Source organism: Streptomyces sp. NPDC050997 (assembly GCF_040660135.1).
Classification (GTDB): Bacteria; Actinomycetota; Actinomycetes; order Streptomycetales; family Streptomycetaceae; genus Streptomyces.
Genome location: NZ_JBFAGK010000004.1, coordinates 452,398 through 477,640 on the forward strand (window position 1 = coordinate 452,398; position 25,243 = coordinate 477,640).

Sequence of the window (25,243 nt, forward strand, 5' to 3'; positions counted from 1 at the left end):
TTCGCTGGGCCCGTAGCATGGCCCCAGCAGCCGGAATGATCATGCTAGGAGCGGATCGTGCGAGACATCGCCGTGTTCAGCGGGAGTGCCCATCCCGAGCTGGCCCAGGAGGTCTGCGCGCATCTCGATGTGCCGCTCAGCCCCACCCGGGTCAGCCGGTTCGCCAATGACTGTCTGGAGATACAACTTCAGGCCAACTGCCGGGAACGCGATGTCTTCCTCATCCAGCCGCTGGTCAAGCCGGTCCAGGAGCATCTGGTGGAGCTGCTGCTGATGTGCGACGCGGCGCGCGGGGCCTCGGCGGGCCGGATCAGCGTCGTGATGCCGCACTACTCCTACGCCCGCTCCGACAAGAAGGACGAGCCCCGTATCTCCCTCGGCGGGCGGCTGGTCGCCGATCTGCTGGTGGCCGCGGGCGCCAGCCGGGTCCTGGCGATGACCCTGCACTCGCCGCAGGTCCACGGCTTCTTCTCGGTCCCGGTGGACCACCTGCACGCGCTGCGCGAGCTCGCCGCCCACTTCCGGCAGTACGACCTGTCCCGCACCACCGTCGTCTCGCCGGACCTCGGCAACGCCAAGGAGGCCGCCGCGTTCGCCCGGATGATCGGCGCCCAGGTGGCGGCCGGCGCCAAACAGCGGTTCGCGGACGACCGGGTCAGCATCAACTCCGTCATCGGCGAGGTCGCCGGACGGGACGTCATCGTGCTGGACGACGAGATCGCCAAGGGCAGCACGGTCCTGGAACTCCTCGCCCGGCTGCGGGAGTTGGGGCCGCGCTCGATCCGGGTGGCCTGCACGCACGGGCTGTTCGCGGACGGAGCGCTGAAGCGGATCGGGGAGCAGCCCGACGTCCTGGAGATCGTGTGCACCAACACCGTGCCGGTCCCCGAGGAGGAGCGCACCGAGAAGCTGCGCATCCTCACCGTCGCCCCGGCGCTCGCCGAGGCCGTACGGCGTATCCACAACGGCGAGTCCGTCAGCGCCCTGTTCGACGCGCCGCCCACCGATTAGCGCGGCGCGCGAAGGGGCTCGTGGTCACACCGAGCCGGACGTGGCCTCCGGCTGTTCCAGGGCCGCGTCCAGGGTCGGCATCGGCGGCAGCAGCCGGGCCAGCCCGGTGACCCGCAGGACGCGCAGGGTGAGCGGATGCGTGCACACCAGGAGCAGCCGTCCGCCCCCGTCCCGCACCCGGGCCCGGGCACGGTAGAGCAGCCGCAGCCCGGAGCAGTCGAAGAACTCCACCCCGCTGAGGTCGATCACCAGACGGGTGTCGGGCTGCCCCGTCACATGGTCCAGATACGGGATGATCTCCATGGCCGCGGCGATGTCGATCTCTCCGTGGAACTCCAGCACCGTGTGTCCCCGGTCCTGGTGGACGCGCAGATGCCGGGCGAGCGGTGCGGGTTCCTGCTGCACGACTCCATCGCCTCCAACCGGCTCCTCGGGCGGCAGGGGAAGCGCAAGTCCCTTGCCCGCCCTGCAAGTTACCTTCGATGGAGTGAATTTGAGCATGTTCGATTGACATATGTCATCGAATTGCGATGGACAACTTACGACAGGGCGTGCCAGGCCCTGATGAGCGCCTCGCGGAACTGCTGTGTCTGGTGCCGTGTGAGGTCGCGCACCATCCGCTCCTCCAGTTCCCGGACGTGCCCCTCGTGGTGTGCGAGCAGTTCGCGGCCCGCGTCGGTCAGCAGGATCAGCAGCTCGCGACGGTTGTGGGGGTTGCGCTCCCGGTGCACCAGTCCGCGGTTCTCCAGGGACCGTACGAGATCGGCGGTCGACTGGGCGGTCACGAACGAGTCCCGGGCCAGTTGCGCGGCCGACAGTCCGTCGTGTCGCTCCAGGACGGTGAGCGCGGTGTACTGGAGAGCGGTGATACCCGACGGTTTGACCAGCTCGTCCAGGCGGGAGCGCGCGACGAGCTCCACCTGTTTCACCATGTAGAGGAGCGACGGGGCCGCTTTGGCTGCCTGGGGATCGAGCATGAGTTCACCCTAGAGCATTGACAGGAAACCTGTCTGTAAAGAGACTGCGAACCAACAGGAATCCTGTTTGTTGAAAACTTGGCAATGAGGCTGAGGAGTGGTGATGAGCACCTTCGAGATCGAACCTGGCCGGCTGTTCATCGCAGGGCAGTGGCGCGAGGCCGCCGACGGAGCGCGCACCGACGTGGTCGACCCGTCCCGGGGTGAGGTCGTCACGACGGTCGCGGAGGCGGGCGCGGCCGACGTGGACGCCGCCGTGCGCGCCGCCCGCGAGGCCTTCGACGGAGGCGCCTGGTCAGGGCTGAGCGGCCGCGAGCGGGGCCGGATCCTGCATCGCGTCGCCGAGCTGATCCGGGAGAACGCCGACGACATCGCGTACCTGGAGAGCCTCGACGTGGGCAAGCCGATCACGCTGTGCCACGCCGTCGACGTGGCCAACGCGGCCAACGACTACGAGCACTTCGCCGCCCTCGCCCACTCCCTGCACGGCTCGAACCGTGACACCCCCATGAACGCTCTCGCCTACACCCGGCGCGAGCCGATCGGTGTGGTCGCCGCGATCACGCCGTTCAACTTCCCGCTGATCCTGGCCGGCTCCAAGATCGCCCCGGCGCTGGCGGCCGGCAACACGGTCGTGCACAAGCCGGCCGACGAGACCCCGCTCAGCGCCCTCTACATGGCCCGCCTCTTCCAGAAGGCGGGGGTCCCGGACGGTGTGGTCAACGTCGTCACCGGCGCCGGCCCGGTGGCCGGAGAGGCACTGCTGCGGCACAGCGGCGTCGACAAGATCGCCTTCACCGGCTCCACCGCCGTGGGCCGGCACGCCGCGAGCGTCGCCGGGGCGGCCCTCAAGCCCGTCACCATGGAGCTCGGCGGCAACGCGGCCCACGTGGTCTTCGAGGACGCCGACCTGGAGAAGGCGGTCGGCGCGGTCATCAAGGGCTTCGTCTTCAACACCGGACAGTTCTGCATGGGCGGCCCCAGGCTGCTGGTGGCGCGCCCGGTGTACAGCACCCTCCTCGGCATCCTCGCCGACGCCGTCCCCGGTGTGCCGGTCGGCGACCCGCGCCGGGCCGAGACCGTCGTCGGGCCGATGGCGGGGGAGAAGCACCTGAGGAAGGTCGAGGAGTACGTCGCCCTGGCCCGCAAGGAGGGCGGCCGCATCGTCTGCGGCGGCGAGCGTCTCGACCTGGACGGCGGCTACTACTACAAGCCCACCGTGATCGCGGACCTCCCCAACGACTCGCGTGTGGTGCAGGAGGAGGTCTTCGGTCCGGTCCTCACCGTGCAGCCCTTCGACTCAGAGGAAGAGGCCGTCGTCCTCGCCAACTCCACGCCGTACGGGCTGGCCTCCGGCGTCCAGACCAGCAACCTCGCCCGTGCCCACCGGGTCGCCGCACGGCTCCAGGCGGGCATCGTGTGGATCAACGACTGGGCGATGCTCGACCCCGCGGTGCCGTTCGGCGGGGTCAAGGACTCCGGCTTCGGCCGGGAGTACGGGCCCGAGGCGCTCGCCGCCTACACCAAGGTCAAGTCCGTCGTCGTCTCGCTCGACTGAGCGCGCTCTCCAAGGAGTTCCCGCATGTCCCTCACCACCCGCGCCGCCGTCGTCGAGTCCGGCGGTGCGCCCTTCACCCTCAGCGACGTCGAGCTCGACGAGCCCGGTGCGCACGAGGCGGTCGTCCGTATGGTCGCCACCGGCCTGTGCCACACCGACCTCGGGGTGGCGAGCGGCGGACTGCCCTTTCCCCTCCCCGGAGTCCTCGGGCACGAGGGTGCGGGTGTCGTCGAGGCCGTCGGGTCCGCCGTCACCGGCGTCGCCCCCGGCGACCACGTCGTTCTGTCCTTCACCTCCTGCGGCGACTGCCGCAACTGCCGGGGCGGCCACCCCGCGTACTGCGCCACCTGGCTGCCGCTGAACCTCATCGGCGGCCGGCGCGCCGACGGCACCAGCACCATCAGCCGCGACGGCGAGCCGCTCGGCGGCCACTTCTTCGGCCAGTCCTCGTTCGCCGAACGGGCGTTGGTCGACGAGCGCGGCCTCGTCAAGGTCGACCCGGACGTACCGCTGGAGTCGATCGCCCCGCTGGGCTGCGGCGTCCAGACGGGTGTCGGTGCCGTCTGGAACGTGCTGAAGCCGGTCAACGGCAGCACGATCGTGGTCCTGGGTGCCGGAGCCGTCGGTCTGTCGGCGGTCATGGCGGCCGCCCTCAGCCCCGCCACCACCATCGTCGCCGTCGACCGGGTGGCCGAACGCCTGCAACTCGCCAAGGAGTTGGGCGCCACCCACACCGTCACCGCGGGCGAGAGCGACCTCGGTGAGACGCTCGCGGAGATCACCGGCGGCCAGGGCGCGGACGGTGTGGTGGAGACCACGGGCAACGTCGGTGTCCTTCGCCAGGGTGTCGACGCGCTCGCCGCCCGCGGCACCCTGGTCGTCGTCGGCGCCCCGCCGTTCGGTACCGAGGTCGCCCTGGACGTCAACGGGCTGCTCGGCGGCAAGCGGGTCGTCGGGCTCACGCTCGGTGACGCCGAGACGCAGAGCTTCATCCCCGCCCTGGTCCGGCTGGTGAAGGAGGGGCGGCTTCCGCTGCACCGCCTGATCAGCACCTATCCGTTCGCGGACATCGACCAGGCGGTGCGGGACATGGGCGCGGGCAAGGCGATCAAGCCCGTGCTCACGTTCTGACCCGGTCCCGTACTCACGTTCCGACGCCACGGACCGGGGTCCGGCTCAGTCGACCGTGAGGACCAGCTTCCCCGTGGTCCGGCCGGTCTCGCCCAGTGCGTGCGCCTCGGCGGCATCGGCCAGCGGGAAGGTGCCGGCGATCGTGGCCCTCAGCTTCCCCTGCTCGACGAGGTCCGCGATCGCCCTCATCCCGGTCCGGTCGGCGTCCACGAGCATCCTGAGAGCCCGTACGCCCAGCCGTTCGGCCTCCTCGGGGAACTCCTGCGAGCCGATCGGCACGATCGAGACCACGATCCCGCCCGGCCGCAGGACGCGCAGCGAGCGCAGGGAGGTCTCGCCGCCCAGTGTGTCCAGCACGACGTCGACGTCCTTCACCGCGTCGACGAAGTCCGTCTCCCGGTAGTCGATCGCCTCGTCCACGCCGATCCCGCGCAGGAAGTCGTGCTTGCCCGCGCTCGCGGTGCCGATCACATACGCGCCGCGCGCCTTGGCGATCTGCACGGCGACGTGTCCGACACCGCCGGCCGCCGCGTGGATCAGTACCCGCTGCCCCGGTTGCAGGTCGGCGTACTCCGTCAGGGCCTGCCAGGCGGTCAGCGAGACCAGCGGCAGCGCGGCCGCCTGGGTGTGGTCGATCGAGGCCGGTTTGTGCGCGAAGGTGCGCGCCGGAGCGGTGACGTACTCGGCGTGCGAGCCGTGACCGTACGGGTAGGACAGCATTCCGAAGACCTCGTCGCCGGGCGCGAAGCGGGCCACACCGATGCCCACCGCCTCGACCACGCCGGAGACGTCCCAGCCCAGGACGAAGGGCGGATCGCCCAGAAAACCGCCCGTCGCGCGGTGCTTCCAGTCGGTCGGGTTGACCCCGGCGGCACGGACCCGCACCAGTACCTCGTTCGCACGTGGCTCGGGACGCGCCAGCTCCACTTCCTTCAATACCTCGGGACCGCCGAGGACGTCCTGGCTGATGGCTCGCATCGTGTTCTCAGTACTCATGTGAACCAGCCTGCCCGAGGAGTACCGCACTAAAAATGGCACGATTGCCAACCTTCGATAAGATCGTGCCATGAGTGGCGAACGGCAGGCGGAACGGGTCGTGGTGCTGGCCCTGGACGGTGTGTATCCCTTCGAGCTGGGCATCCCCAGCCGGATCTTCGGCGCGGCCGGGGGCCGGTACGAGGTGCTGACCTGCAGCATCGACGGACAACCCGTGCGCACCAGCGCCGACTTCACGATCGGTGTCGAGCACGGACCCGAGATCCTGGCGACGGCCGACACGGTCGTGGTCGCCTCCGTGACGTCCTCGCGCATCCCCACCGAGCTGCCCGCCGAGGTCGCCGCCGCGCTCGCCCTGATCCGCCCGGACGCGCGGATCGTGTCCATCTGCACCGCCGCCTTCGTCCTGGCCGCGGCGGGGCTCCTCGACGGCCGCAAGGCCACCACGCACTGGCATGTCGCCGATCTGTTCCGGCGTACGTACCCGAACGTCGACCTCGACCCCGACGTGCTCTTCGTCCACGACGGCCGGATCCTCACCTCGGCGGGCGCGGCCTCCGGCGTCGACGTCTGCCTGTACATCGTCCGCACCGACCACGGCGGCGAACTGGCCAACTGGGTGGCCCGCTGCTGCGTGGTGCCCCCCTTCCGGGAGGGCGGCCAGGCCCAGTACATCGAGCAGCCCGTCCCCGAGCTCGGAGCCGCAGGCACGGGCGCCACGCGCGCGTGGGCGCTGGAACGCCTCGACGAACCCCTGACCCTGGGCGACCTCGCCGCCCACGCGCGGATGAGCCTGCGCACCTTCGCCCGCCGCTTCAACGACGAGGTCGGTCTCAGCCCCGGCCGCTGGCTGATCCAGCAGCGGGTCGCGCGGGCCCGTCATCTGCTGGAGGCGAGCGACCTGTCGGTGGACCAGGTCGCCGGCCGGGTCGGGTTCGCCACGGGCGCCTCGCTGCGCCAGCACCTGCGGGCCGCGATCGGGGTCTCGCCGCAGACGTACCGGCGCACGTTCAAGGAGGCCGCCCGCTGACCGTCGCGAGCGGCTCTCATCTGCTCGCGTGCAGGGCGACCAGCAGCTGCCACACCTGGTCGGCGATGTCGGCGGTGTCGGCTTCGAGGAGGCCGTGCAGCCAGTCGGCCAGGACTCCGGCGAAGGTGGCGGCGACGGCGGAGGCGACCAGCGGGGCGTCGGCCGCGCCCGCGAGTTCGCGCTCGCGGAGGCTGTAGGCCCGCAGATCCCGGTTCAGGACACGCCCCAGCGGGCCGCCGCCACCCGGAGCGAGCAGGGCCCGGTACAGCGCGGCATGCGGGGCGAGGGAGGCGAAGAACTCCGCCAGCGCGGGCGGCGCGTGCACCGGATCGGGCCGCCCGCGCCAGGCGTGCAGCGCCTCCACGGCCTCGCGTACGACGTCCGCGCAGGCGTCGACCGCCAGCGCCTCCAGGTCGGCGTAGTGGACGTAGAACGTGGCCCGGCCGACCCCCGCCCGCCGCACCAGCGCGGCCACGCCGACCTCCGCCAGGGGGCGTTCGGCGCACTCGTCGAGGAGAGCCCGGCGCAGCCGCTCCCGGGTGCGCGCGGCCCGCGGATCCTCGGGCCCGCCGCGGCTCATCGGGCGAGCAGGACGGCGCCCAGGGCGAGCGCGCCCGGCAGAGCCTGCGCGAACAGGATGCGACGGTTCGCCGTGACGGCTCCGTACACACCCGCGACCACCACGCAGCACAGGAAGAAGACCTGGGCGCGGAAGCCGGTCGGATCGGCGGCGATCAGACCCCACACCAGACCCGCCGCGAGGAAGCCGTTGTAGAGACCCTGGTTGGCGGCCATGGGGGCGGTCGCCCGGGCCATCTCAGGGTCGAAGCCGTGCAGAGCCCGGCCGGGCTTCTTCTGCCACAGGAACATCTCCATCACCAGGATGTAGGCGTGCAGGGCGGCCACCAGTCCGACCAGCACATTCGCGACCGTCTCCACGCGCGGGGGCTCCTTCGTATCGAGTTCATATCGAGGCATCGGGCAAACTCTTGGACAGGTGTCCACCATACATGGACACCTGTCCAGAAGTTCCTCTCGTCCGCCCACTCTTCCTGCACCGCGTACACGCGCTCGCCCCGCAAACAGCCCGTCTCCTGGTCGCCGAGATGCCCCGCAGCTCCTATCCGGCGGCCCTGGACCTGCTGCTGGACGCGGCGGCGGCACGGCCGGCCGCGCTCGGGGCGTAACCGTCGGGCCACGGGAAGTGGCCGGTCACCGACTGAATCGGGCGGCTCTGGATATCCGCAAGGTACAGGGCCGGGCACGGACGTCCCGCGCCCCGGATCCTTCGGAGGAGACATGGTCTTGGTGAAAGCGGGAGTCATCGTGCTCGACTGTGCCGAGCCGGAGAAGCTCGCGGTGTTCTACAAGGAACTACTGGAGGCCGAGCAGACGCACGAGAGCGCCAACCGGGTGGAGATCAGGGGCGGCGACGGGCTCCGGCTGGCGTTCCGGCGTGATGTGAACGCGACGCCGCCGAGTTGGCCCCGCCCCGAGAACGCCCTCCAGGCCCACCTGGACTTCGTGGTGGAGGACCTCGACGAGGCGGAGCGCAGGGTCATCGGGCTCGGCGGGCGGCCGCTGGAGACCAAGGACGTCTCAGGGCCGTACGAGGAACGCGGTTTCGCCGACCCGGCCGGCCACTCGTTCACTTTTCGCCTGGTCCCGTCGACGGCACCCAAGCAGGGCTGAGCGCCGTCCGAACAGGCGGCCGGGGAGTGTTCTCAGTCCCGGCCGCCCTTTTCGTCGGAGGGCCAGGCACCGGTGGAGCGCTCGATGGCCTTGGCGCCCGCGCGATCGACCGCGCTGCGCACCACGGCGAAAATGGCGCCCTGGACCGCGGCGGCGAAGAGGATCTCTCCCCAGCCGCGGTCCCGGTCCAGCGCGTCGGGCGCGTCGTCCTCGTGCCGGATCACCTTCCAGGTCTTCTGGAAGGCCAGTCCGGCCAGCGTTCCGCTCGTCCAGCCCAGCACGAAGCCGAGGGGCTTGTAGGCGAGGGGCATCTTCTTTTTCTTCGTCTTCGCCATGTGAGTCTCCTTAGTCAGCGGGTGGCTCTTCAGCGGGTCGGTCGTCAGTGGGCGGGTCGGTGCTCTGCCGGAATCGTCTCGGTCGCCGGGGCCGGGCCCGGCGGTGTCCCGTCGCCGAACGGCCGGCCGCCCAGTTCCTCCCGGTGATGGGGCGCCGACCAGCCCGACAGATCGGGTCCCAGGGGCACGATGCCGGTCGGATTGATACCGGTGTGCACCTGGTGGTAGTGCCGCTTGATGTGATCGAAGTCGACCGTGTCGCCGAAGCCGGGAGTCTGGTAGAGATCGCGGACATACGCCCACAGGACCGGGTTCTCCGCCAGCTTCCAGCGGTTGCACTTGAAGTGACCGTGGTAGACCGCGTCGAAACGGACCAACGTGGTGAACAGCCGGATGTCCGCCTCGGTGAGGGTGTCGCCGACGAGATAGCGCTGCAGGGCAAGACGCGGTGTCAGTAGCTCCAGCCGACGGAAGACACCGGCGCAGGCGGCCTCGTACTCCTCCTGGTCGGTCGCGAAGCCCGCCCGGTACACGCCGTTGTTGACGTCCTCGTAGACCTCCGCCATCACCGAGTCGATCTCGTCGCGCAGCGCACGCGGATACAGGTCGGGCGCCCCCTCCCGGTGCAGGGCCGTCCACTCGGTGGCGAGGTCCAGGGTGATCCGCTGGTAGTCGTTGGTGACCAGCTTCCCGCTGGGCACGTCCACGATCGCGGGCACGCTCACCCCGCCCGGATAGTCCCGCTCCCGCGCGTCGTAGGCCTCACTGAGATAGCGGATGCCGAGGACCGGGTCGCGGTCGTCCGGGTCCAGGGTGAAGCGCCAACTGCGGTCGTCCTGGATCGGATCGGCGATCGCGAGGGAGAGGGCGTCCTCCAGACCGAGAAGGCGCCGGGAGACCAGCGCCCGGCTCGCCCACGGACAGGCGCGGCTGGCCACCAGGCGGTAGCGGCCGGCCTCCACCGGCCAGCCGTCGCGGCCGTCCACGGTGATCCGGTCCGCGAAGTGGCTCTTCGACCGTTTGAACGCCTTCCTTCCGTACTCGCTGTTGCCGTCCTCACCGGCGGTCATGCTGTCCTCCCTGCTGTCCCCTGCGGTACGCCCGCCACCGTGCTCCGCGGTACGCCTTCCCTGGTGAACGCGTTCCCCGATTTCCGCCGACGGCACGGTGTGAGTCGAAATGACCGGGGCAGTCGGCGGAGGTGACAGGGACACCGTCAAGTCAGAAGGCCGACCGGAAGACACGAGTCACGGTGCTCGTGGCGCTCGCCGCGAACCTGGTGATCGCGGTCGCCAAAGCCGTGGGCGGGATCTTCGCCGCCTCACCGGCACTGCTCTCCGAAGCCGCGCACTCCGTCGCCGACAGCCTCAACGAGGTCTTCCTCCTGGCCGCGCTGCGCCGCAGCCACCGCCCCGCCGACCGGCGCCACCCCTTCGGCTACGGCAAGGAGCGCTTCTTCTGGTCGCTGCTCGCGGCCGTCGGGATCTTCGTGATGGGCGGCTGCTTCTCCTTCTTCCAGGGCATCGAGGCGCTCCACAACGGGGCCGAGGAGAAACACAGCGGATACGTGGTGGGCCTGATCGTGCTGGGCGTCTCCTTCCTCGCCGAGGGGACGTCGCTGATCAGGGCGCTGTACCAGGTGCGCCGGCAGGGCCGGGGCATGGACGGCCTGCGTGACCCGGCGCTGCGCACGGTCGTCGCCGAGGACGGCACGGCGGTGCTGGGCGTCACGCTCGCGATGATCGGCATGGCGCTGCACATGGTCACCGGGCAGGTCGTGTGGGAGGCGTCCGCGTCGCTGACGATCGGCGCGCTGCTCGTCTACGTCGCGTACCGGCTGGGACGCGAGGCACGGGACCAGCTGATCGGCGAGGCGGCCGATACGGAGTCCAGTGACAGGATCCGGGCCCTGCTGGACGCCCAGCCCGAGATCGACAGCGTGGAGGCGCTGTTCACGATGAAGATGGGGATGGACTCCGTCCTGGTGGCCGCCCGCGTCGACCTGATGCCCGGAATGGACAGCGAACGGGTCGAGGAGGTCGCCGTACGGATCAAGCGGTCGATCGCCGGCGCCGTCGCCGAGGCGGACCAGGTGTTCCTCGACGTGACCGACCGACCTGCCGCGGAGGAACCAGAAAGCCCCGCCGCGACGGGGGGACGCGGCGGGGCCTGACGGTCAGGTGCCCGGGGGACGCGGCTCCATGCGTCCCCCGGGCGAGAATTTTCCGGCCGATTCAGTTCCCGTCGACGGGCTCGAGGACGAAGACCGGAATCTCCCGGTCTGTCTTCTTCTGGTAGTCGGCGTACGGCGGGAAGGCCGCGACGGCACGCTCCCACCACTCGGCCTTCTCCGTCCCGGTGACCTCACGGGCCGTCAGGTCCTGCTTCACCGGCCCGTCCTGGAGCTCCACCTGAGGATCGGCCTGGACGTTGTAGTACCAGACCGGGTGTTTGGGCGCCCCGCCCAGGGAGGCGACCACGGCGTAGCGCCCCTCGTGCTCCACGCGCATCAGCGGCGTCTTGCGAATCTTGCCGCTCTTCGAGCCCCGTGTCGTCAGCAGGATGACCGGCCTCCCCGTGTCCTGCAGGGTCGTCCCCTTGGTGCCGCCGGAGCTCTCGTACAGCTCCACCTGGTCGCGCACCCACTGCGTCGGGCTGGGTTCGTACTCGCCTTTGAGAGGCATGGCATCCGTCCCATCGTCATCGACTACGGCTTGCTGGCAGCAAGGTTCAACGTCGAACCCTGCAGGATTCATCCTTACCGGTTTCCCCCACGATCCCGAAGGGCGCCCCACCGGTCCGCCACCTCACCGGCGAGCGCACCGCTGTGACCACCGGCCCGCTCACGCCGGAGCCACGAGCATCCGCACCGCCAGGGCCGTCATCACACCGCTCGACAGCAGCGCCGTCATCAGCCGCCCCCGGTGCCCGGTCAGCGCCCGGCCCAGCAAGGCACCGCCCCCGGCGAGCAGCAACTGCCAACTCGCGGACGCGGTGAAGGCCGCCAGCACGAACACCCCTTGTTCCAGGGGCCGTACGGCCTCCTCGGCCCGGGTGCCCAGCACCAGCGCGGCGAAGTAGATCACGGTGGTCGGGTTGAGCAGGGTGATCCCGAGCAGTCCCAGAAAGGCCCGTGCGGGGCTCGGCGGAGGCGGGTCGCAACGGGTGGCGAGGAGGTGGTCGCGGTACCGCCGCACGGCCGTGATCGCGCCCCGGGCCGCCAACGCGATCAGCACCAGCGCGGAGACCCAGCGCAGCGGTCCGAGCACCGGCCGCAGGGCGCCGGCGAGGGTGGCGCCGCCGACTGCGGCCACCAGGGCGTACAGGCCGTCGGCACTCGCGACGCCGAGCGCGGCGCAGCTCCCGGTCCGCAGGGACGTACGAGCGGTGAGGGAGACCAGGTAGGTTCCGACCGCGCCGACGGGCACGGCGATGCCGTATCCCGCGAGCAGCCCCGCCACGAGCACAGCGGTCACGAGCGCGGGTGCATCGGACCCCACGGTCGGCCGGACTGCTGCTGGAGGCGCACCGGACGGATGGCGGCGGCGGTCGGCGGCAGAAGGGCGTCGGTCGGCGGCAGAAGGGCGTCGGTCGTAGACATGGCCAGATCCTGAGGGTGGGGACCGCGCGGCGACAACCCGTTTTCCGAGGTGCGGTCGCCGACTCGGCACCGGGGGCGAATACCGCCCTCCGATTCGCGCCCGCGAAGCGATCATCCCCGGCCAGATCGCGCGCGTCACTGATCTGGCCGAACTTGTCGTCGCCTCATAGATGCCCGGAGCATCTAATGAAGATCTGCACGACGTTCTCCCTGTCTGCGAGGTCTCCATGCCAGAAACGGAATCCGTCGCTTTCCCGCAGGACCGCACCTGCCCCTATCACCCGCCGACCGCCTACGACCCGCTGCGCGAGACCCGGCCGCTGACCCGGGTCGCGCTCTTCGACGGCCGCCCGGCCTGGCTGGTCAGCGGGCACGCCGCAGCCCGCGCCCTGCTGGCCGACCAACGCCTGTCCGCTGACCGCACCCACCCCGACTTCCCCGCGCCCACGGCCCGCTTCGCCGCGCTCCGGAACCGGAAGACCGCGCTGCTGGGCGTCGACGGCCCGGAACACCAGACGCAACGGCGGATGATGATCCCCGCCTTCACCCTGAAACGCGCCACCGAACTGCGTCCGCGCATCCAGCAGGTGGTCGACGAACGCCTCGACGCGATGATCGCGCAGGGACCGCCCGCCGAGCTGGTGAGCGCCTTCGCACTGCCCGTGCCCTCGACGGTGATCTGCGCGCTGCTCGGAGTCCCCTACGCCGACCACGACTTCTTCGAGGACCAGTCCCGACGGCTGCTGCGCGGACCGACGGCCGAGGACACCTCGGACGCGCGCGACCGACTGGAGGCGTACATCGGCGAGTTGATCGACCGCAAACAGAAGCAGCCGGAGCCCGGGGACGGCGTGCTGGACGAACTCGTCCACCAGCGGCTGCGCGACGGCGAACTCGGTCGTCAGGAGGTGATCTCCCTGGCGATCATCCTGCTGGTCGCGGGTCACGAGACCACCGCCAACATGATCTCGCTGGGCACCTACACGCTCCTGCGACACCCCGAGCGGCTGGCCGAGTTGCGCGCCGACCCCGCGCTGCTGCCCACCGCGGTCGAGGAGCTCATGCGGATGCTGTCGATCGCCGACGGGCTGCTGCGGCTGGCCACCGACGACATCGAGGTGGCGGGGACGACGATCCGGGCCGGCGACGGCGTGATCTTCGCGACCTCGGTCATCAACCGCGACGAGGGTGTCTACGCCGACCCCGACACCCTGGACTGGCAACGGTCGGCCCGCCACCACGTGGGCTTCGGCTTCGGCATCCACCAGTGCCTTGGCCAGAACCTGGCCCGCGCCGAACTGGAGATCGCCCTCAGGACACTCTTCGACCGGCTGCCCACGCTCCGCCTCGCCGCCCCGGCGGACGAGATCCCCTTCAAGCCCGGCGACACGATCCAGGGGATGCTGGAACTCCCCGTGACCTGGTAAGAGGCTCCGGTCATGCACATCGACATCGACAAGGACGCCTGTATCGGCGCGGGCCAGTGCGCCCTGGCCGCCCCGGGCGTCTTCACCCAGGACGACGACGGGCTCAGCACCCTGCTGCCGGGCCGGGAGGACGGCGCGGGCGACCTGATGGTCCGGGAGGCGGCCCGGGCCTGCCCGGTCGCCGCCATCACGGTGCACGAGACGGTGGGCTGAGCCCTGACCTGCCTCGTCCGCCCCGTGCCGAAGGGGACGACCGGTACAGCCGTAAGGTGGCACAGGGCGCCCACTTGAACGTCCAGGCGCCCGTTCTCCCTCTTCGGCCACGGAGGCTGACATGACCGCCCGCCCGCCCCTGCCGCCCTTCACCCGCGAGAGCGCGTCCCAGAAGGTGCAGGCCGCCGAGGACGCCTGGAACACCCGCGATCCCCACCGGGTGGCGCTCGCCTACTCCCCGGACTCGGTCTGGCGAAACCGCGACACCTTCGTCACCGGCCGTGCCGAGATCGTCGAGTTCCTCACCGCGAAGTGGGCGCGCGAGCACGAGTACGCGCTGCGCAAGGACCTGTGGGCGTTCGACGGCAACCGCATCGCGGTCCGTTTCCAGTACGAGTGCCGGGACTCCGACGGCACGTGGTGGCGGTCGTACGGCAACGAGCTGTGGGAGTTCGACGAGCACGGACTGATGACCCGGCGCGAGGCCAGCATCAACGACGTGCCCATCCAGGAGGAGCAGCGGCGAATCATCGGCCCACGGCCACAGGCCGAGCGGGGGCTGTCCGTCCCGCTTCAGTAGGGTGCGCGGGTGACCGAACAGGCCGCCAGGCCCTTCCTCTACGTCGTCGTCTGCGCCGCCGGGATCGCGGCGGACGTCGGCAGGCTGATCACCGCCGCCCAGGAGCGGGACTGGGCGGTCGGTGTCATCGCGACGCCCGTCGCCATGAACGGCTTCTTCGACACCGCCGCCGTCGAGACGCTCACCGGACGACGGATCCGTTCCGCCTGGCGCACCCCCGGTGAGCCGCGCCCCTTCCCGCCGCCCGACGCCGTGGTCGTCGCGCCCGCCACCTTCAACACGATCAACAAGTGGGCGGCCGGACTCGCCGACACCCTCGCCGTGGCCACCCTGTGCGAGGCCCACGGGCTGGGCGTCCCGGTCGCGGTACTCCCGTGCGTGGCCGACGCGTTGACCGCCCATCCCGCCTACCAGGACAGCCTGATACGGCTGCGCGGGATGGACGTGAGGTTCGGCGAGCCGTACTCCGGCGAGGCGGGGGAGGACGGCGGGCGGCCCGAGTTCGGCTGGGAGCGGGCACTGGACCTGCTGGCGTGAGGCGGACAGTCGTACGCTCCCCTTCGTAGCCTCGTACCCATCCCGAAGGCAGGAGCAGCAACGATGCAGTACGTGAAGCTCGGTTCGACGGGCCTGGACGTCTCGCGGATCTCTCTGGGCTGTATGACCTACGGCCTGCCCGACCGCGGCGCGCACGAGTGGACCCTCGACGAGGAGGCGTCACGTCCGCTCATCCGGCAGGCGCTGGACGAGGGGATCAACTTCTTCGACACCGCCAACGTCTACTCGGCCGGTACCAGCGAGGAGATCGTCGGCAGGGCGCTCGCCGACTTCGCCCACCGTGACGAGGTCGTGCTCGCCACCAAGGTGCACGGGCGCATGCGGCCCGGAGCCAACGGCGCCGGACTGTCCCGCAAGGCGATCATGACCGAGATCGACCACAGCCTCGCCCGCCTCGGCACCGACTACGTCGACCTCTACCAGATCCACCGCTTCGACCCGCACACCCCGGTCGAGGAGACCATGGAGGCGCTGCACGACCTGGTGAAGGCGGGCAAGGTCCGCTACATCGGGGCGAGTTCGATGTACGCCTGGCAGTTCTCCAAGATGCAGTACACGGCCGAGCGGCACGGCTGGACCAGGTTCGTGTCCATGCAGAACCACTACAACCTCCTCTACCGCGAGGAGGAACGGGAGATGCTGCCACTCTGCGCGGACCAGGGCGTGAGCGCGCTGCCGTGGAGCCCCCTCGCCCGGGGGCGGCTGACCCGGGACTGGGGGACGGTGACCGAGCGCAGCGCCAGCGACGACTTCGGCGGCCGGCTCTATCAGGAGGGCGACCGCACCATCGTCGAGGCCGTCACCCGTATCGCGGACGACCGTGGTGTCCCGCGCGCCCAGGTCGCCCTCGCCTGGCTGCTGCACCGGGACACGGTGGCCGCCCCGATCGTCGGCGCGGCCAAGCCACGGCACATCGAGGACGCCGTCGCCGCCGCCGACCTCGAACTCAGCGACAAGGAGATCGAGGAGCTGGAGCAGCCGTACACGGCACGTCCGATTGTCGGCCACTGAGCCCCCGGCGGGACGCGACCAGCCACGAACACACAGCGTCCCGTCGGACCTGTCGCGGACCCGGTGCGGGCGCCCAGCGCCGACCTAGTGCGGACCGTGCGGTGCGAACTCCGTGCCGCACGGACCCGCGCCCTCGCTCTCCGGCAGCGGCACCCGGTCGCCGCTCATCGACAGCGTGCGGTAGAAGTGCCCGATACGCTCGGTCGAACGCCCCACGTAGTGGCCGATGAACGCCCGACGGAACCGGTCGGCCGTCCGGTTGGGCTGCGAGCCGTGCACCAGGCTGCCGTTGAAGAACAGCACGTCCCCCGGACGCATGTCGACCGGTACGGCGGTGAGCCCCGGCGGCGGGGGCACGTACTCCCGGGCGAACGACAGCTCGGCGTCCGCCTCCTCGGGGCAGAACACCTCCATCCGGTGGGTGCCGGGCACGACCTCCAGACCGCCGTTGTCCCGGTCGATCTCGTCGCAGGCGATCCACGCCGCCACACACGTGCCCGGCTCGACCCGCAGAAAGAAGTTGTCCTGGTGCAGCGCCTGCCCCCGGGCCCCCGGCGGCTTGAAGTAGAACATGCTCTGCGCGGCCAGCACCTCCTCGCCCAGCAGCGCCTCCAGCACGGTGCGCAGCCGCGGATCCAGCAGCACGCTCCGCGCGAGGCCGTTGATCTCGTGCGGCTGCATCACCCTCGGATACCGGTGCAGCGGATCCGCCGAGTCACGGGGCTCGAAGTGCCCCGGCACCGGCCCGGCCGCGTGCAGCGCCGCGAACTCGGCGCGCAACCGGTCGATCTCGTCGTACCCGAACAGCCCCCGCACGACGGTGAAGCCGTCCTCCCGGAACGCCTGTTGTCCCTCCTCGGGCAGGATGGGAACGTCGGCGGCTTTGTTGTCCGTGACTGTCATACGTCCACTCCTCGGTCGGGTGTCGTCGCTACGACACGCTAGGCCGCCGCCCGCCGAAGGGGGATGCACATGAGCGCTGACGGATTGCCCAGGACTGCCGCACCCGGCGATCCCGCCCCGCCGCCGGGCCCGGTGGTGGTCGGCCGCTACGACCAGAGCCCGGGCTACGGCGTCAACCGGCCGCGCGGAGCCGACAGTTGGCTCTTCACCTGGACGACCGGCGGACAGGGTCGGCTGAGCCAAGGAGCGACGCGGACACGGGCGGGTGTCGGGGATCTGGTGGTGCTCGCGCCGGGCGTACGGCACGACTACGGCGTCGCGCCGGGCGCCCCGCACTGGCGGTTCTGGTGGGCGCACTGCCGGGCCAGACCGTCCTGGCGGGCCTGGCTGCGTCCGTACGCCACCGGCGACGGCCTGCATGTGATCACCTCCACCCCGGCGGACGCGCACGACCGGATCGAGGCCGCGTTCCGCCGGATGCTCTCCGACGCCCGCTGGACGGGCACCGGGGCACCGCCCGCCACCGAGGACGACCGGGAACAGGTCGCCGTGGCGCACGGCACCGCGGCCCGCGAACTCGCCCTCTGCGCGCTGGAGGAGGTCGTCCTGCTCACCGCCGGAGCCGCCCGCGCACCGACACCCCGGCCCGGCGTCGACCCCCGCATACGCCATGCCCAGGAGCTGATCGCGGCCGACCCGGCGGCCCCGCACACCGTCCGCTCACTCGCCGCCGACGTCGCGCTGCCCCCCTCCCGGTTCGCGCACCTGTTCTCCCAGCAGTTCGGCCGCTCGCCGATGCGGGAACTGCGCGAGGCGCGTCTGCGGCACGCCGCCCAGCTGCTGGAGGGCACCGACCTGCCCGTGGGACGGGTGGCGGCCGCCTCCGGTTTCGCGAGCCCCTGCCACTTCAACCGGGTCTTCCACGAGCGCTACGGCCTGCCGCCCGGCGCCTACCGGTCGAATGGCCCAACCATTTCCGAATACGGCATCGATGCCGGTCAATCCCCAAAGGTCCAGGGTTGACGTTTCGTCAAATCGCCCCGACGTGCACGCAATGCACAAAACAGCGAGGTCTCTTGTTACAACTCGCTGGCCTGTGCCAAGGTGTGCCTTGTCGGCGCATGGACAATAACGACTCCTCTGTGCGCGCGAGGCCGCTCCCGTTCACTCCCCAGGCTTCAAAAGAGCTTTTCCTGGCGGGCGTACGAGATGCCGAACCCTGTGCGGATGGATACCGTCGCCTACTTGACGGCACCGCATACCCATTGGTATGGATTTGGGCAGTTTGCCCTCGGAGGAATGCCGCAGTGTATGACGCAGGCCTGTCGAATTCCCCCACTCCCGCTCGCCCGGGCGACGCCACGGACGAGCAACTGAGCGCCGAGCTCAAGAAGTGGAGTGGGGCGACACCCGCACTGCAACCCGTCGGAGAACTCCTCGACCGGCACTGGGAAGCGGCCTTCGCCTACGCCAGGCTGTGCGCCGACGGTCCGCGTCCCGCGGGAATGCTCACCACCGCCGCGTTCACCCGCCTGTTCGGGGAGTCCCTGCGCCAGACCGGGCCGAGTTCCGCGTGGCGCCCTCATCTCCTGGTCACCGTGCGCCGGATCGCGGCGGAGTGGGACACCGACGGCAGACGCGAACAGCTGCACCCGGAACTGAGAGCCGAGGGCGGCGGGGGCCGGGTCGCCGACCGCCTGCTGCCGTCCCCGGACCTCAGAGTGCTGTCCGGGGCGTTCCAGAGGCTGCCCCAGTCGGCCCGCTGCCTGCTCTGGCACACCGAGGTCGAGGCCGAATCGCTCGCCGTACCCGCCGCGCTGTTGGGCCTGGACGAGGAGAGCGCCCGCGTCGAACTGCGGCGGGCCCGCGAGCGGTTGCGCGAGGAGTGCCTCCAGGTCCACCGCGAACTCGCCCCCGAGCAGGAGTGCCGGCACTATCTGCGGCTGCTGGACGTGACCTACCGGCGCGGCGGCGTGGACATCGACACCGATCTGCGTGGGCATCTGGGGCGGTGCCGGCACTGCAGCCACACCGCGGGCCAACTGCACCAGTTCAACGAGGGGCTCGGCGCCGCGCTGGCCGAAGCGGTACTCGGCTGGGGAGCCCACGCCTATCTGGAGGGCCGCGTGCGCGTGCACGCCGCCCCGCACGAGACCGAGACGCCGCCCGCGCCGGTCCCGGGCGAGTTGTTCGGTCCGGTGCCGCTGACCCCGCCGCCCCCGTTCCCCGGCGAGGACTTCGCGCCGTTCACGACCGCGCCCGCGTCCTCCACGCCGGCGACCGGCACCCGTACCGGCACCGGCACCCGTACCGGCCCTCGCCGCGCTTCGCGCAGGTCCGCCCACAGGGCGGCCCGCCGTGCCTCCCGCCGCAACCTCACCGCGGCCGTCCTCACCGTCAGCGGGCTGATCGTCCTGCCGCTGGTCCTGTGGTCCTCCCTGGGCTCCTCGGAGGGCGCCCAGCAGGCCGACGACGGCCGCTCCGCCGAGCCCGACACCGCCTCGGACAAGTCGACGTCCGACCCGTCCTGGGTCGAAGCCGGCGACGCGGAGCAGGGCACCGTGCGCGGACGGCTGCACAACGTCACGTCCGGACTCTGCGTCGGCATCGTCGGCGAGAAGTCCGTCGAGGGCGCGGAGACCGCCCTGACCCCCTGTTCCTCGGACCGGGACCAGCAGTGGTCGTACGAACCCGATGGCCTGCTGCGCAGCGCGGACGCTCCCGACCTCTGCATGGACTCCCACCTCGGCTACTCGGTGGTGCTGGCCCCCTGCAAGGGCGGTGCCAAGTCCGACAGCCAGAACATCCACTACGACTTCACCGTCCAGGGCGCCCTCGTCCCCCGCTGGGACCAGGACCAGGCGCTCGCTCCCGCGGCCACCGACGCGTCGGGCGCGCTGGTCCTGAAGGCCCGCGACGACAGCTCGGCCGCCCAGCGCTGGGCCATCGACACCTCGAAGACCGACCTCCAGATGGAGGTGGTCAACTGGGACGCCGACAGCACCCTCTCGCGGACACCGCAGGCCCCGCCCGCCCCCAAGGCGTCGAAGAGCCCGACACCCACGTCCACACCCGAGGCGACGCCGTCCGCGACTCCGTCGACCCCGCCGGCCACGCCCACACCGACGCCGTCGTACTCGTATCCCACGGGCGAGTACGGGGGCGGCGGGTACGGGAGCGGCGGGTACGGCGGCGGTTACGGAGGCTACGGCTCGCACCACGGCACCGGCGGGCGCCGCTGACCGAGCCCCCGTGGTTCAGGCCCCGATGACCTGGAGCGACGCCCACAGCGCCAACACCGCGGGTACGAGGGCGGCCGGTACGGAGAGCAGTCCGAGCCGGGTGAACTCGCCCAACTGGACATCGTGCGCGTGCCCGTGCGCGATGCGCCGCCACAGCAGCGTGGCCAGCGACCCGGCGTAGGTGAGGTTCGGGCCGATGTTCACCCCGAGCAGCACGGCGAGCACCGCACCGGGTCCGGCCGCCGCGGTCAGCGGCAGCAGGACCAGCACCGCGGGCAGGTTGTTGATGAGGTTCGCCAGCACTGCGGCCAGCACGGCGATGCCGAGCAGTGCGGCGAGCCCCGACCCGCCCGGCAGCACATGGCGCAGTGCGTCGGCGAGGCCGTTGTCGACGACCGCGCGTACGACGATGCCCAGCGCGAGGACGAAGGCAAGGAAGGCGGGCGACGCCGCCCGCACCACGGAGAGCGGGGTGGCCCGCCGACGCACGAGGGCCCGGCCGGCCAGCACCAGGGCCCCCGCCAGCGCGGCCCAGGCCGGCTCGACACCGAGGGCCGAGGTCACGACGAACCCGGCCAGTGTGCAGGCGACGGTGACCAGTGCGAACAGCGGCAGCTCGGGCTGGTCGGCAGGATCGGGGGAGTGCGTGGTCCCCGTCAGTTCGCGGTGGAAGAAACGCCGGAACACCACGTACTCGGCGAGGATCGCGAGCAGCCACGGCAGCGCCATCAGGGCCGCGAACCGGGTGAAACTCAGCCCGCTCGCCGCGAACGCCAGCAGATTGGTGAGGTTCGAGACCGGCAGCAGCAGCGAGGCCGTGTTCGACAGGTGCGCGCTCGCGTAGGCGTGCGGCTTTGCGGCCACCCCCATCCGGGAGGCCGTGGCGAACACCACCGGCGTCAGCAGCACCACGGTGGCATCCAGACTGAGGACGGCCGTGATCGCCGATGCCAGCACGAACACCGCCGCCAGCAGCCGCCCCGGCGAGCCCGCCGCCCGGCGGGCCATCCACGCCCCGCACGCCTGGAAGAGCCCCTCGACGTCGCAGAAGTGGGCGAGCACCAGCACCGCGGCGAGGAACCCGACCACCGGACCCAGCCGCTCGGCCTCCTGCCGCGCGTGCTCCAGCGAGATCGCCCCGCTTGCGATCGCCACCCCCGCCGCCGGCACCGCCACCACCGCCTCCGGCCATCCGAACGGGCGCAGCACGGCCCACGCCAGGACGGCGACGAGCAGGACGACGGACAGGGTCTCGGCGAGCGGGGTGTTCAGGGCGGATCCTTCGAACGCGATGAGGCGGGGCCCGCCATGAAAGCAGGCGAGGGTAAGAGGCCCCGCGACTACCCCGTGCCGGGCCGCTCACCGGCAGGGGCGGTTGTGCGGCGGGTACGTCTGCATGGAGCCGTTGCCCCGGATCACCGTGACCACTCCGCCCGCGGGCAGCCGTACCGAACCCTTCCAGCGGTGACCGCCGGGAGGGAACGCCTGCCCCCGGGAGCCGCCGGTCACGCTCCGGTGCCGGGACTGAACGGGATCAGACGCACCGACGACTCGTTTCCGGACACGGGGACCTCTCCGGCCCGCCACGTCACCTTCAACGGGTCCCGTTCGTCCGGCGGGGTGACCACGAGCGTCGCCGGAGTGGCCGCGCGCGCCCCGCTGACCTCGGGGTTGGCGAACGAAAGCCCCGCCCACGCGCTCTTGCCCGGAGTCAGCGTCACCGTCTCGGGCGTACCGGAGGACCGCTTCGGGTCCGGCCCGAGCTGCTTGCCGGACGCGTCGAGGAAGGCGGCCCCCGGGTAGCCGCGCACGGTGCAGGTACGGCTGGACGCGTTGGTCAGGACGATCGGGAAGTTCTCCTGCCCGGCGCCCGGGTTCTCGCGGCCGACGGACGCGCGCAGCTCGGAGGTGTGGCAGCGAGCGCGGGCCGTGGCCGGGGTGTCGGCGGTCCCGGTGGCGGCAGGTGCGGTGGAGTCACCGGAATCGGTGCCCGGTGTCGCGGTCCTCGCGGAGGGGCCGGTGTCGGTGGGGCCGGTGTCGGAGGGGGTGGCCGTGGCGGTCGTGGCGCCGCCGGACACCGTCCGCTCAGCGCCCGCCGTGTCGTCGCCGCTGCCGCACGCGGTCAGCAGGCCGAGCACCGCGACCGCGCCCGCGAGCCTGGCCGCCCGCCCAGTGCCGTGGGACGTCTTCGCCATGTCTGTCCACACTCCCGGAGATGCCTCGCACACGGGGACGTCGGTGACCCACGTGTGTACGGTGCGCTGTGCCCCGTCACAGAGGTCCGATGCGGACGGGCGCCAAAAAGTTCGCGCGTCGCCCACAACGAATCGTGTCAGCTTCCGACGCCTACGGCCTCAGGACGCGGTCGGTCGCCGAGGCGGCGCCGTCCTCACTCCTCGTCGACGAGAGAGATCTCCGCCCAGATCGTCTTGCCGTCCGCCGTGTGCCGGCTGCCCCAGCGCTGGGTGAGCTGGGCGACCAGCAGCAGACCGCGGCCCCCCTCGTCCCACGTCTTGGCCCGGCGCAGATGCGGGGCCGTGTGGTTGGTGTCGGACACCTCGCAGATCAGCGTGCTCGCGTCATGGATCAACCGCAGCCGGATCGGGTGGGCGCCGTACCGGATGGCGTTGGTGACCAGCTCACTGACCACCAGCTCGACGGTGAACGCCGCGTCGCTCTGGTCCCACAGGTCGAGCTGGGTGACGACCTGCTTGCGGATCGGCGAGACCAGCGCCGGGTCGGCCGGGATGTCCCAGGTGGCGACCTGGGAGGCGGGCAGCCCCAGAGTGCGCGCCAGCAGCAGGGCCACGTCGTCGAGGGCGCCGCCCGGCGGGAGCAGCTGCTGCAGTACGCGGTCGCAGGTCTCGTCCAGCGAGCCGGAGCCGGAGCCGGAGCCGGTCGCCAGTGCCTCGCAGAGCAGCGCGTGGCTGGCGTCCACGTCCCGCTCCCGGGTCTCGATCAGGCCGTCGGTGTAGAGGGACAGCACGGTGCCCTCGGGCAGTTCGACCTCCGTGCACTCGAACGGCAGCCCGCCCAGCCCCAGCGGTGGCCCCGGGGGCAGGTCGATCTCCTGGGGTGCGCCGCCCGGCGGGAGCATGACCGGCGCCGGATGCCCGGCCCGGGCGAGCGTGCAGCGCCGGGACACCGGGTCGTACACCGCGTACAGGCAGGTGGCGCCCACCTCGCCGGGGCTGTCGCTGCTGCCCGCCTCCGCGGACAGCCGTACCACCAGGTCGTCCAGGTGGGTGAGCAGCTCGTCGGGTGCCAGGTCGATGTCGGCGAGGGTGCGCACGGCGGTACGCAGCCGGCCCATCGTCGCCGATGCCTGGATGCCGTGGCCGATGACGTCCCCGACGACCATCGCGACCCGCATCCCGGACAGCGGGATCACGTCGAACCAGTCGCCGCCCACCCCCGCCCGGGCCGCCGGGAGATAGCGGGAGGCCGCCTCCACGGCGGCCGTGCGCGGCAGTGACCGGGGCAGCAGACTGCGCTGGAGGGTGAGGGCGGTCTCCCGCTCGCGGGAGTAGCGGCGGGCGTTGTCGATGCAGACCGCCGCCCGGGCGGTGATCTCCTCGGCGAGCAGCACGTCGTCCGGCGTGAACCTGTCCGCGCGCCGAAAGCGGGTGAGGACGGCCACCCCGAGGGTCTGGCCGCGCGCCTGGATCGGTACCGACATCGTGGAGTGGATGCCGTACTGCTTTATCCGGTCCAGCCGTACCTTGTCCCAGGAGAGCCAGTCGGCGAGGTCGCCGGTGTCCATCGACGCCACGATGCTGTGCCCCACGACCATGGAGTCGGCCTGCGGGGACGAGGCGGGGTAGACCTCCACCTGGCCCGGCTTGGCCACCGCCTCCGGGCTGTCCGGGTTGACCGACTGATGGGCCGCCCGGCGCAGACTGATCGGTGCGGTCAGCCGGTCGGTGAACGACTCGCCGCCTCCCTCCGGAGGGTCCAGCAGATCGATGCTGACGAAGTCGCCGAGGGCGGGGACGCAGACGTCCGCGAGTTCCTGGGCCGTCTGGGTGACGTCGAGGGTGGTGCCGACGCGGACGCTCGCCTCGTTCACCAGCCGCAGCCGTTCCTGGGCGCGGTGCTGCTCGGTGAAGTCGTGGGCGGCGACGCACACGCCCCGTACCCGGCCGGTGTCGTCGGTGATCGGGGCCATCCGGGCCAGCCAGGCGTTCATATGGCCGTCGTCGCCGATCGGCAGGTACGTGCGGACGTCGTGGCCCCGGCCGGTGGTGAGCACCTGGTGCAGATGCCGCTCGATGTCCGAGTTGTGGGCCCGGCCGCTCATCTCGGTCACCCTGAGCCCTCGCACCCGCTCCTCGGGCAGCCCGAGCACCTCGGCCATGGCGGGGTTCATCCGGCGCAGCCGCAGCCGCTCGTCGTAGATCGCGACCGCGCAGGGGGACTGGAGGAGCTGGGCCTGCTCCAGGGGGTCATCGTCGTGCGGGAGCGATCCGTCGCTCCGCAGCGGCGTGACCACGAGCCATTGTCCCGGTGTGGTGCCGTCGGTGCCCCGGTGGTGGGCGAGCAGCCATACGGTCACCGTCGAGCCGTCGCGGTGACGCAGCGTGAGTACGCCGTCTCCGCGAGACCCGTCCGGCATGTGCGGCGCGGATGAGTCGGCCAGGAGTTCGGCGGCGGGGCGGCCCACGACCTCGGCGGCCGTATGGCCCAGGAGCCTGCGCGCCCCGTCGTTCCACTCGACGAGCGTGCCCGTGTCGTCGATGACCGCCCGCGCGGTGGCGGCGTCGTCGTACGGGTACCCAGGTCTCATCGGTGCCACTCCATCGCGCACACTCACAGTGAACAGGTGCTTTCACTTGGGCTCCAGGGTAGTGCGTCGCGTTCTCCCGCGGACGGGAGCCCCGGTGCGGGCGGTCCGGTGACCGGACCTGGGTCAAGAGGGAAATCCGGCCGTTGTGTCCCCTGGGGCAGAAGGCCGTTTCCGCACCCTTGACGGGCCTGA

General features: G+C 71.3%; 28 protein-coding genes. 14 read left to right on the forward strand and 14 right to left on the reverse strand.

Going from position 1 to position 25,243, the window contains the following annotated elements:
* The first annotated feature begins 57 nt into the window (after nucleotides 1–57).
* A complete protein-coding gene (locus AB0H86_RS12020; protein ID WP_362436142.1) occupies nucleotides 58–1,011 on the forward strand; it encodes a ribose-phosphate pyrophosphokinase in 954 nt (317 codons plus the stop codon).
* A gap of 24 nt (nucleotides 1,012–1,035) precedes the next feature.
* On the opposite strand, the gene AB0H86_RS12025 is transcribed toward AB0H86_RS12020, so the two are convergent.
* A complete protein-coding gene (locus tag AB0H86_RS12025) occupies nucleotides 1,036–1,416 on the reverse strand; it encodes an anti-sigma factor antagonist (protein WP_362436144.1) in 381 nt (126 codons plus the stop codon).
* 134 nt (nucleotides 1,417–1,550) lie between these two features.
* Nucleotides 1,551–1,988 (reverse strand): MarR family transcriptional regulator, encoded by a 438-nt coding sequence (locus AB0H86_RS12030; RefSeq protein ID WP_362436146.1) that lies wholly within the window; start codon nucleotides 1,986–1,988, stop codon nucleotides 1,551–1,553.
* Nucleotides 1,989–2,091: 103 nt separating this feature from the next.
* On the opposite strand from AB0H86_RS12030, the gene AB0H86_RS12035 reads away from it, so the two are divergent.
* Both AB0H86_RS12035 and AB0H86_RS12040 read left to right on the forward strand, forming a co-directional pair.
* Complete coding sequence (locus AB0H86_RS12035; RefSeq protein ID WP_362436148.1) at nucleotides 2,092–3,546, forward strand: aldehyde dehydrogenase family protein; 1,455 nt, start codon at nucleotides 2,092–2,094, stop codon at nucleotides 3,544–3,546.
* A 24-nt stretch (nucleotides 3,547–3,570) separates the two neighbouring features.
* Nucleotides 3,571–4,677, forward strand: a complete 1,107-nt coding sequence (locus tag AB0H86_RS12040) for an NAD(P)-dependent alcohol dehydrogenase (RefSeq protein ID WP_362436150.1) — start codon at nucleotides 3,571–3,573, stop codon at nucleotides 4,675–4,677.
* A 45-nt stretch (nucleotides 4,678–4,722) separates the two neighbouring features.
* Here AB0H86_RS12040 and AB0H86_RS12045 read toward each other — a convergent pair whose 3' ends face one another.
* A complete protein-coding gene (locus AB0H86_RS12045; RefSeq protein ID WP_362436152.1) occupies nucleotides 4,723–5,673 on the reverse strand; it encodes an NADP-dependent oxidoreductase in 951 nt (316 codons plus the stop codon).
* 70 nt (nucleotides 5,674–5,743) lie between these two features.
* Here AB0H86_RS12045 and AB0H86_RS12050 point away from each other — a divergent pair, with 70 nt between their 5' ends.
* Nucleotides 5,744–6,703 carry a helix-turn-helix domain-containing protein gene (locus tag AB0H86_RS12050; protein ID WP_362436154.1) on the forward strand — a complete coding sequence of 320 codons (960 nt, stop codon included), beginning with the start codon at nucleotides 5,744–5,746 and terminating at the stop codon, nucleotides 6,701–6,703.
* 16 nt (nucleotides 6,704–6,719) lie between these two features.
* Here AB0H86_RS12050 and AB0H86_RS12055 read toward each other — a convergent pair whose 3' ends face one another.
* Both AB0H86_RS12055 and AB0H86_RS12060 read right to left on the reverse strand, forming a co-directional pair.
* Nucleotides 6,720–7,283 (reverse strand): TetR/AcrR family transcriptional regulator, encoded by a 564-nt coding sequence (locus AB0H86_RS12055; RefSeq protein WP_362436156.1) that lies wholly within the window; start codon nucleotides 7,281–7,283, stop codon nucleotides 6,720–6,722.
* Nucleotides 7,280–7,642: a DUF1304 domain-containing protein gene (locus tag AB0H86_RS12060; RefSeq protein ID WP_362436158.1), complete on the reverse strand. Its 363-nt coding sequence runs from the start codon at nucleotides 7,640–7,642 to the stop codon at nucleotides 7,280–7,282. The genes AB0H86_RS12055 and AB0H86_RS12060 overlap by 4 nt, the downstream gene beginning before the upstream one ends.
* Nucleotides 7,643–7,713: 71 nt before the next feature.
* Between AB0H86_RS12060 and AB0H86_RS12065 the strand changes: the two genes are divergently transcribed.
* Together AB0H86_RS12065 and AB0H86_RS12070 are read left to right on the forward strand one after the other, a co-directional pair.
* Nucleotides 7,714–7,890 (forward strand): hypothetical protein, encoded by a 177-nt coding sequence (locus AB0H86_RS12065; protein ID WP_362436160.1) that lies wholly within the window; start codon nucleotides 7,714–7,716, stop codon nucleotides 7,888–7,890.
* A 112-nt stretch (nucleotides 7,891–8,002) separates the two neighbouring features.
* Nucleotides 8,003–8,395 (forward strand): VOC family protein, encoded by a 393-nt coding sequence (locus AB0H86_RS12070; protein ID WP_362436162.1) that lies wholly within the window; start codon nucleotides 8,003–8,005, stop codon nucleotides 8,393–8,395.
* Between the two features lie 32 nt (nucleotides 8,396–8,427).
* Here the strand turns inward: AB0H86_RS12070 and AB0H86_RS12075 are convergent, their stop codons facing one another.
* Entirely contained in the window at nucleotides 8,428–8,730 is a 303-nt protein-coding gene (locus AB0H86_RS12075; RefSeq protein ID WP_362436164.1) for a DUF4235 domain-containing protein, read from the reverse strand.
* 44 nt (nucleotides 8,731–8,774) lie between these two features.
* Nucleotides 8,775–9,800 carry a glutathione S-transferase C-terminal domain-containing protein gene (locus AB0H86_RS12080; protein ID WP_362436166.1) on the reverse strand — a complete coding sequence of 342 codons (1,026 nt, stop codon included), beginning with the start codon at nucleotides 9,798–9,800 and terminating at the stop codon, nucleotides 8,775–8,777.
* Nucleotides 9,801–9,931: 131 nt separating this feature from the next.
* Here AB0H86_RS12080 and AB0H86_RS12085 point away from each other — a divergent pair, with 131 nt between their 5' ends.
* Nucleotides 9,932–10,903 carry a cation diffusion facilitator family transporter gene (locus tag AB0H86_RS12085; protein ID WP_362436168.1) on the forward strand — a complete coding sequence of 324 codons (972 nt, stop codon included), beginning with the start codon at nucleotides 9,932–9,934 and terminating at the stop codon, nucleotides 10,901–10,903.
* A gap of 61 nt (nucleotides 10,904–10,964) precedes the next feature.
* On the opposite strand, the gene AB0H86_RS12090 is transcribed toward AB0H86_RS12085, so the two are convergent.
* The 3 genes from AB0H86_RS12090 to AB0H86_RS12100 all read right to left on the reverse strand — a co-directional run bounded on the left by AB0H86_RS12090 (nucleotide 10,965) and on the right by AB0H86_RS12100 (nucleotide 12,331).
* Nucleotides 10,965–11,414, reverse strand: a complete 450-nt coding sequence (locus AB0H86_RS12090) for a nitroreductase family deazaflavin-dependent oxidoreductase (protein WP_362436170.1) — start codon at nucleotides 11,412–11,414, stop codon at nucleotides 10,965–10,967.
* Nucleotides 11,415–11,573: 159 nt separating this feature from the next.
* Nucleotides 11,574–12,206 carry a LysE family transporter gene (locus AB0H86_RS12095; RefSeq protein ID WP_362436172.1) on the reverse strand — a complete coding sequence of 211 codons (633 nt, stop codon included), beginning with the start codon at nucleotides 12,204–12,206 and terminating at the stop codon, nucleotides 11,574–11,576.
* Complete coding sequence (locus AB0H86_RS12100) at nucleotides 12,203–12,331, reverse strand: hypothetical protein (RefSeq protein WP_362436174.1); 129 nt, start codon at nucleotides 12,329–12,331, stop codon at nucleotides 12,203–12,205. Before AB0H86_RS12100 ends, AB0H86_RS12095 begins: the two co-directional genes overlap by 4 nt.
* 227 nt (nucleotides 12,332–12,558) lie before the next feature.
* Here AB0H86_RS12100 and AB0H86_RS12105 point away from each other — a divergent pair, with 227 nt between their 5' ends.
* The 5 genes from AB0H86_RS12105 (at nucleotide 12,559) to AB0H86_RS12125 (ending at nucleotide 16,120) form a co-directional block, all read left to right on the forward strand.
* The gene (locus tag AB0H86_RS12105; protein WP_362436176.1) at nucleotides 12,559–13,758 is read left to right on the forward strand and encodes a cytochrome P450; all 1,200 of its coding nucleotides are present in this window, start codon (nucleotides 12,559–12,561) and stop codon (nucleotides 13,756–13,758) included.
* Nucleotides 13,759–13,770: 12 nt separating this feature from the next.
* A complete protein-coding gene (locus tag AB0H86_RS12110; protein ID WP_362436178.1) occupies nucleotides 13,771–13,971 on the forward strand; it encodes a ferredoxin in 201 nt (66 codons plus the stop codon).
* A 121-nt stretch (nucleotides 13,972–14,092) separates the two neighbouring features.
* A complete protein-coding gene (locus AB0H86_RS12115; RefSeq protein ID WP_362436180.1) occupies nucleotides 14,093–14,551 on the forward strand; it encodes a nuclear transport factor 2 family protein in 459 nt (152 codons plus the stop codon).
* 9 nt (nucleotides 14,552–14,560) lie between these two features.
* Nucleotides 14,561–15,088 carry a flavoprotein gene (locus AB0H86_RS12120; protein ID WP_362436182.1) on the forward strand — a complete coding sequence of 176 codons (528 nt, stop codon included), beginning with the start codon at nucleotides 14,561–14,563 and terminating at the stop codon, nucleotides 15,086–15,088.
* 63 nt (nucleotides 15,089–15,151) lie between these two features.
* Nucleotides 15,152–16,120, forward strand: coding sequence for an aldo/keto reductase (locus AB0H86_RS12125; protein WP_362436184.1), 969 nt, complete (start codon nucleotides 15,152–15,154; stop codon nucleotides 16,118–16,120).
* A gap of 84 nt (nucleotides 16,121–16,204) precedes the next feature.
* Here the strand turns inward: AB0H86_RS12125 and AB0H86_RS12130 are convergent, their stop codons facing one another.
* Complete coding sequence (locus AB0H86_RS12130; protein ID WP_362436186.1) at nucleotides 16,205–17,023, reverse strand: phytanoyl-CoA dioxygenase family protein; 819 nt, start codon at nucleotides 17,021–17,023, stop codon at nucleotides 16,205–16,207.
* A 69-nt stretch (nucleotides 17,024–17,092) separates the two neighbouring features.
* Between AB0H86_RS12130 and AB0H86_RS12135 the strand changes: the two genes are divergently transcribed.
* Both AB0H86_RS12135 and AB0H86_RS12140 read left to right on the forward strand, forming a co-directional pair.
* Nucleotides 17,093–18,046: a helix-turn-helix domain-containing protein gene (locus AB0H86_RS12135; protein WP_362436188.1), complete on the forward strand. Its 954-nt coding sequence runs from the start codon at nucleotides 17,093–17,095 to the stop codon at nucleotides 18,044–18,046.
* 284 nt (nucleotides 18,047–18,330) lie between these two features.
* Complete coding sequence (locus tag AB0H86_RS12140) at nucleotides 18,331–20,265, forward strand: RICIN domain-containing protein (protein WP_362436190.1); 1,935 nt, start codon at nucleotides 18,331–18,333, stop codon at nucleotides 20,263–20,265.
* A 15-nt stretch (nucleotides 20,266–20,280) separates the two neighbouring features.
* Here the strand turns inward: AB0H86_RS12140 and AB0H86_RS12145 are convergent, their stop codons facing one another.
* The 3 genes from AB0H86_RS12145 to AB0H86_RS12155 form a co-directional block, all read right to left on the reverse strand.
* Entirely contained in the window at nucleotides 20,281–21,537 is a 1,257-nt protein-coding gene (locus AB0H86_RS12145; protein WP_362436476.1) for an arsenic transporter, read from the reverse strand.
* Between the two features lie 233 nt (nucleotides 21,538–21,770).
* On the reverse strand, nucleotides 21,771–22,460 hold the full coding sequence (locus AB0H86_RS12150) for a DUF4232 domain-containing protein (protein ID WP_362436192.1): 690 nt from the start codon (nucleotides 22,458–22,460) through the stop codon (nucleotides 21,771–21,773).
* Between the two features lie 194 nt (nucleotides 22,461–22,654).
* Nucleotides 22,655–25,051: a SpoIIE family protein phosphatase gene (locus tag AB0H86_RS12155; RefSeq protein ID WP_362436194.1), complete on the reverse strand. Its 2,397-nt coding sequence runs from the start codon at nucleotides 25,049–25,051 to the stop codon at nucleotides 22,655–22,657.
* Between the last annotated feature and the right edge of the window lie 192 nt (nucleotides 25,052–25,243).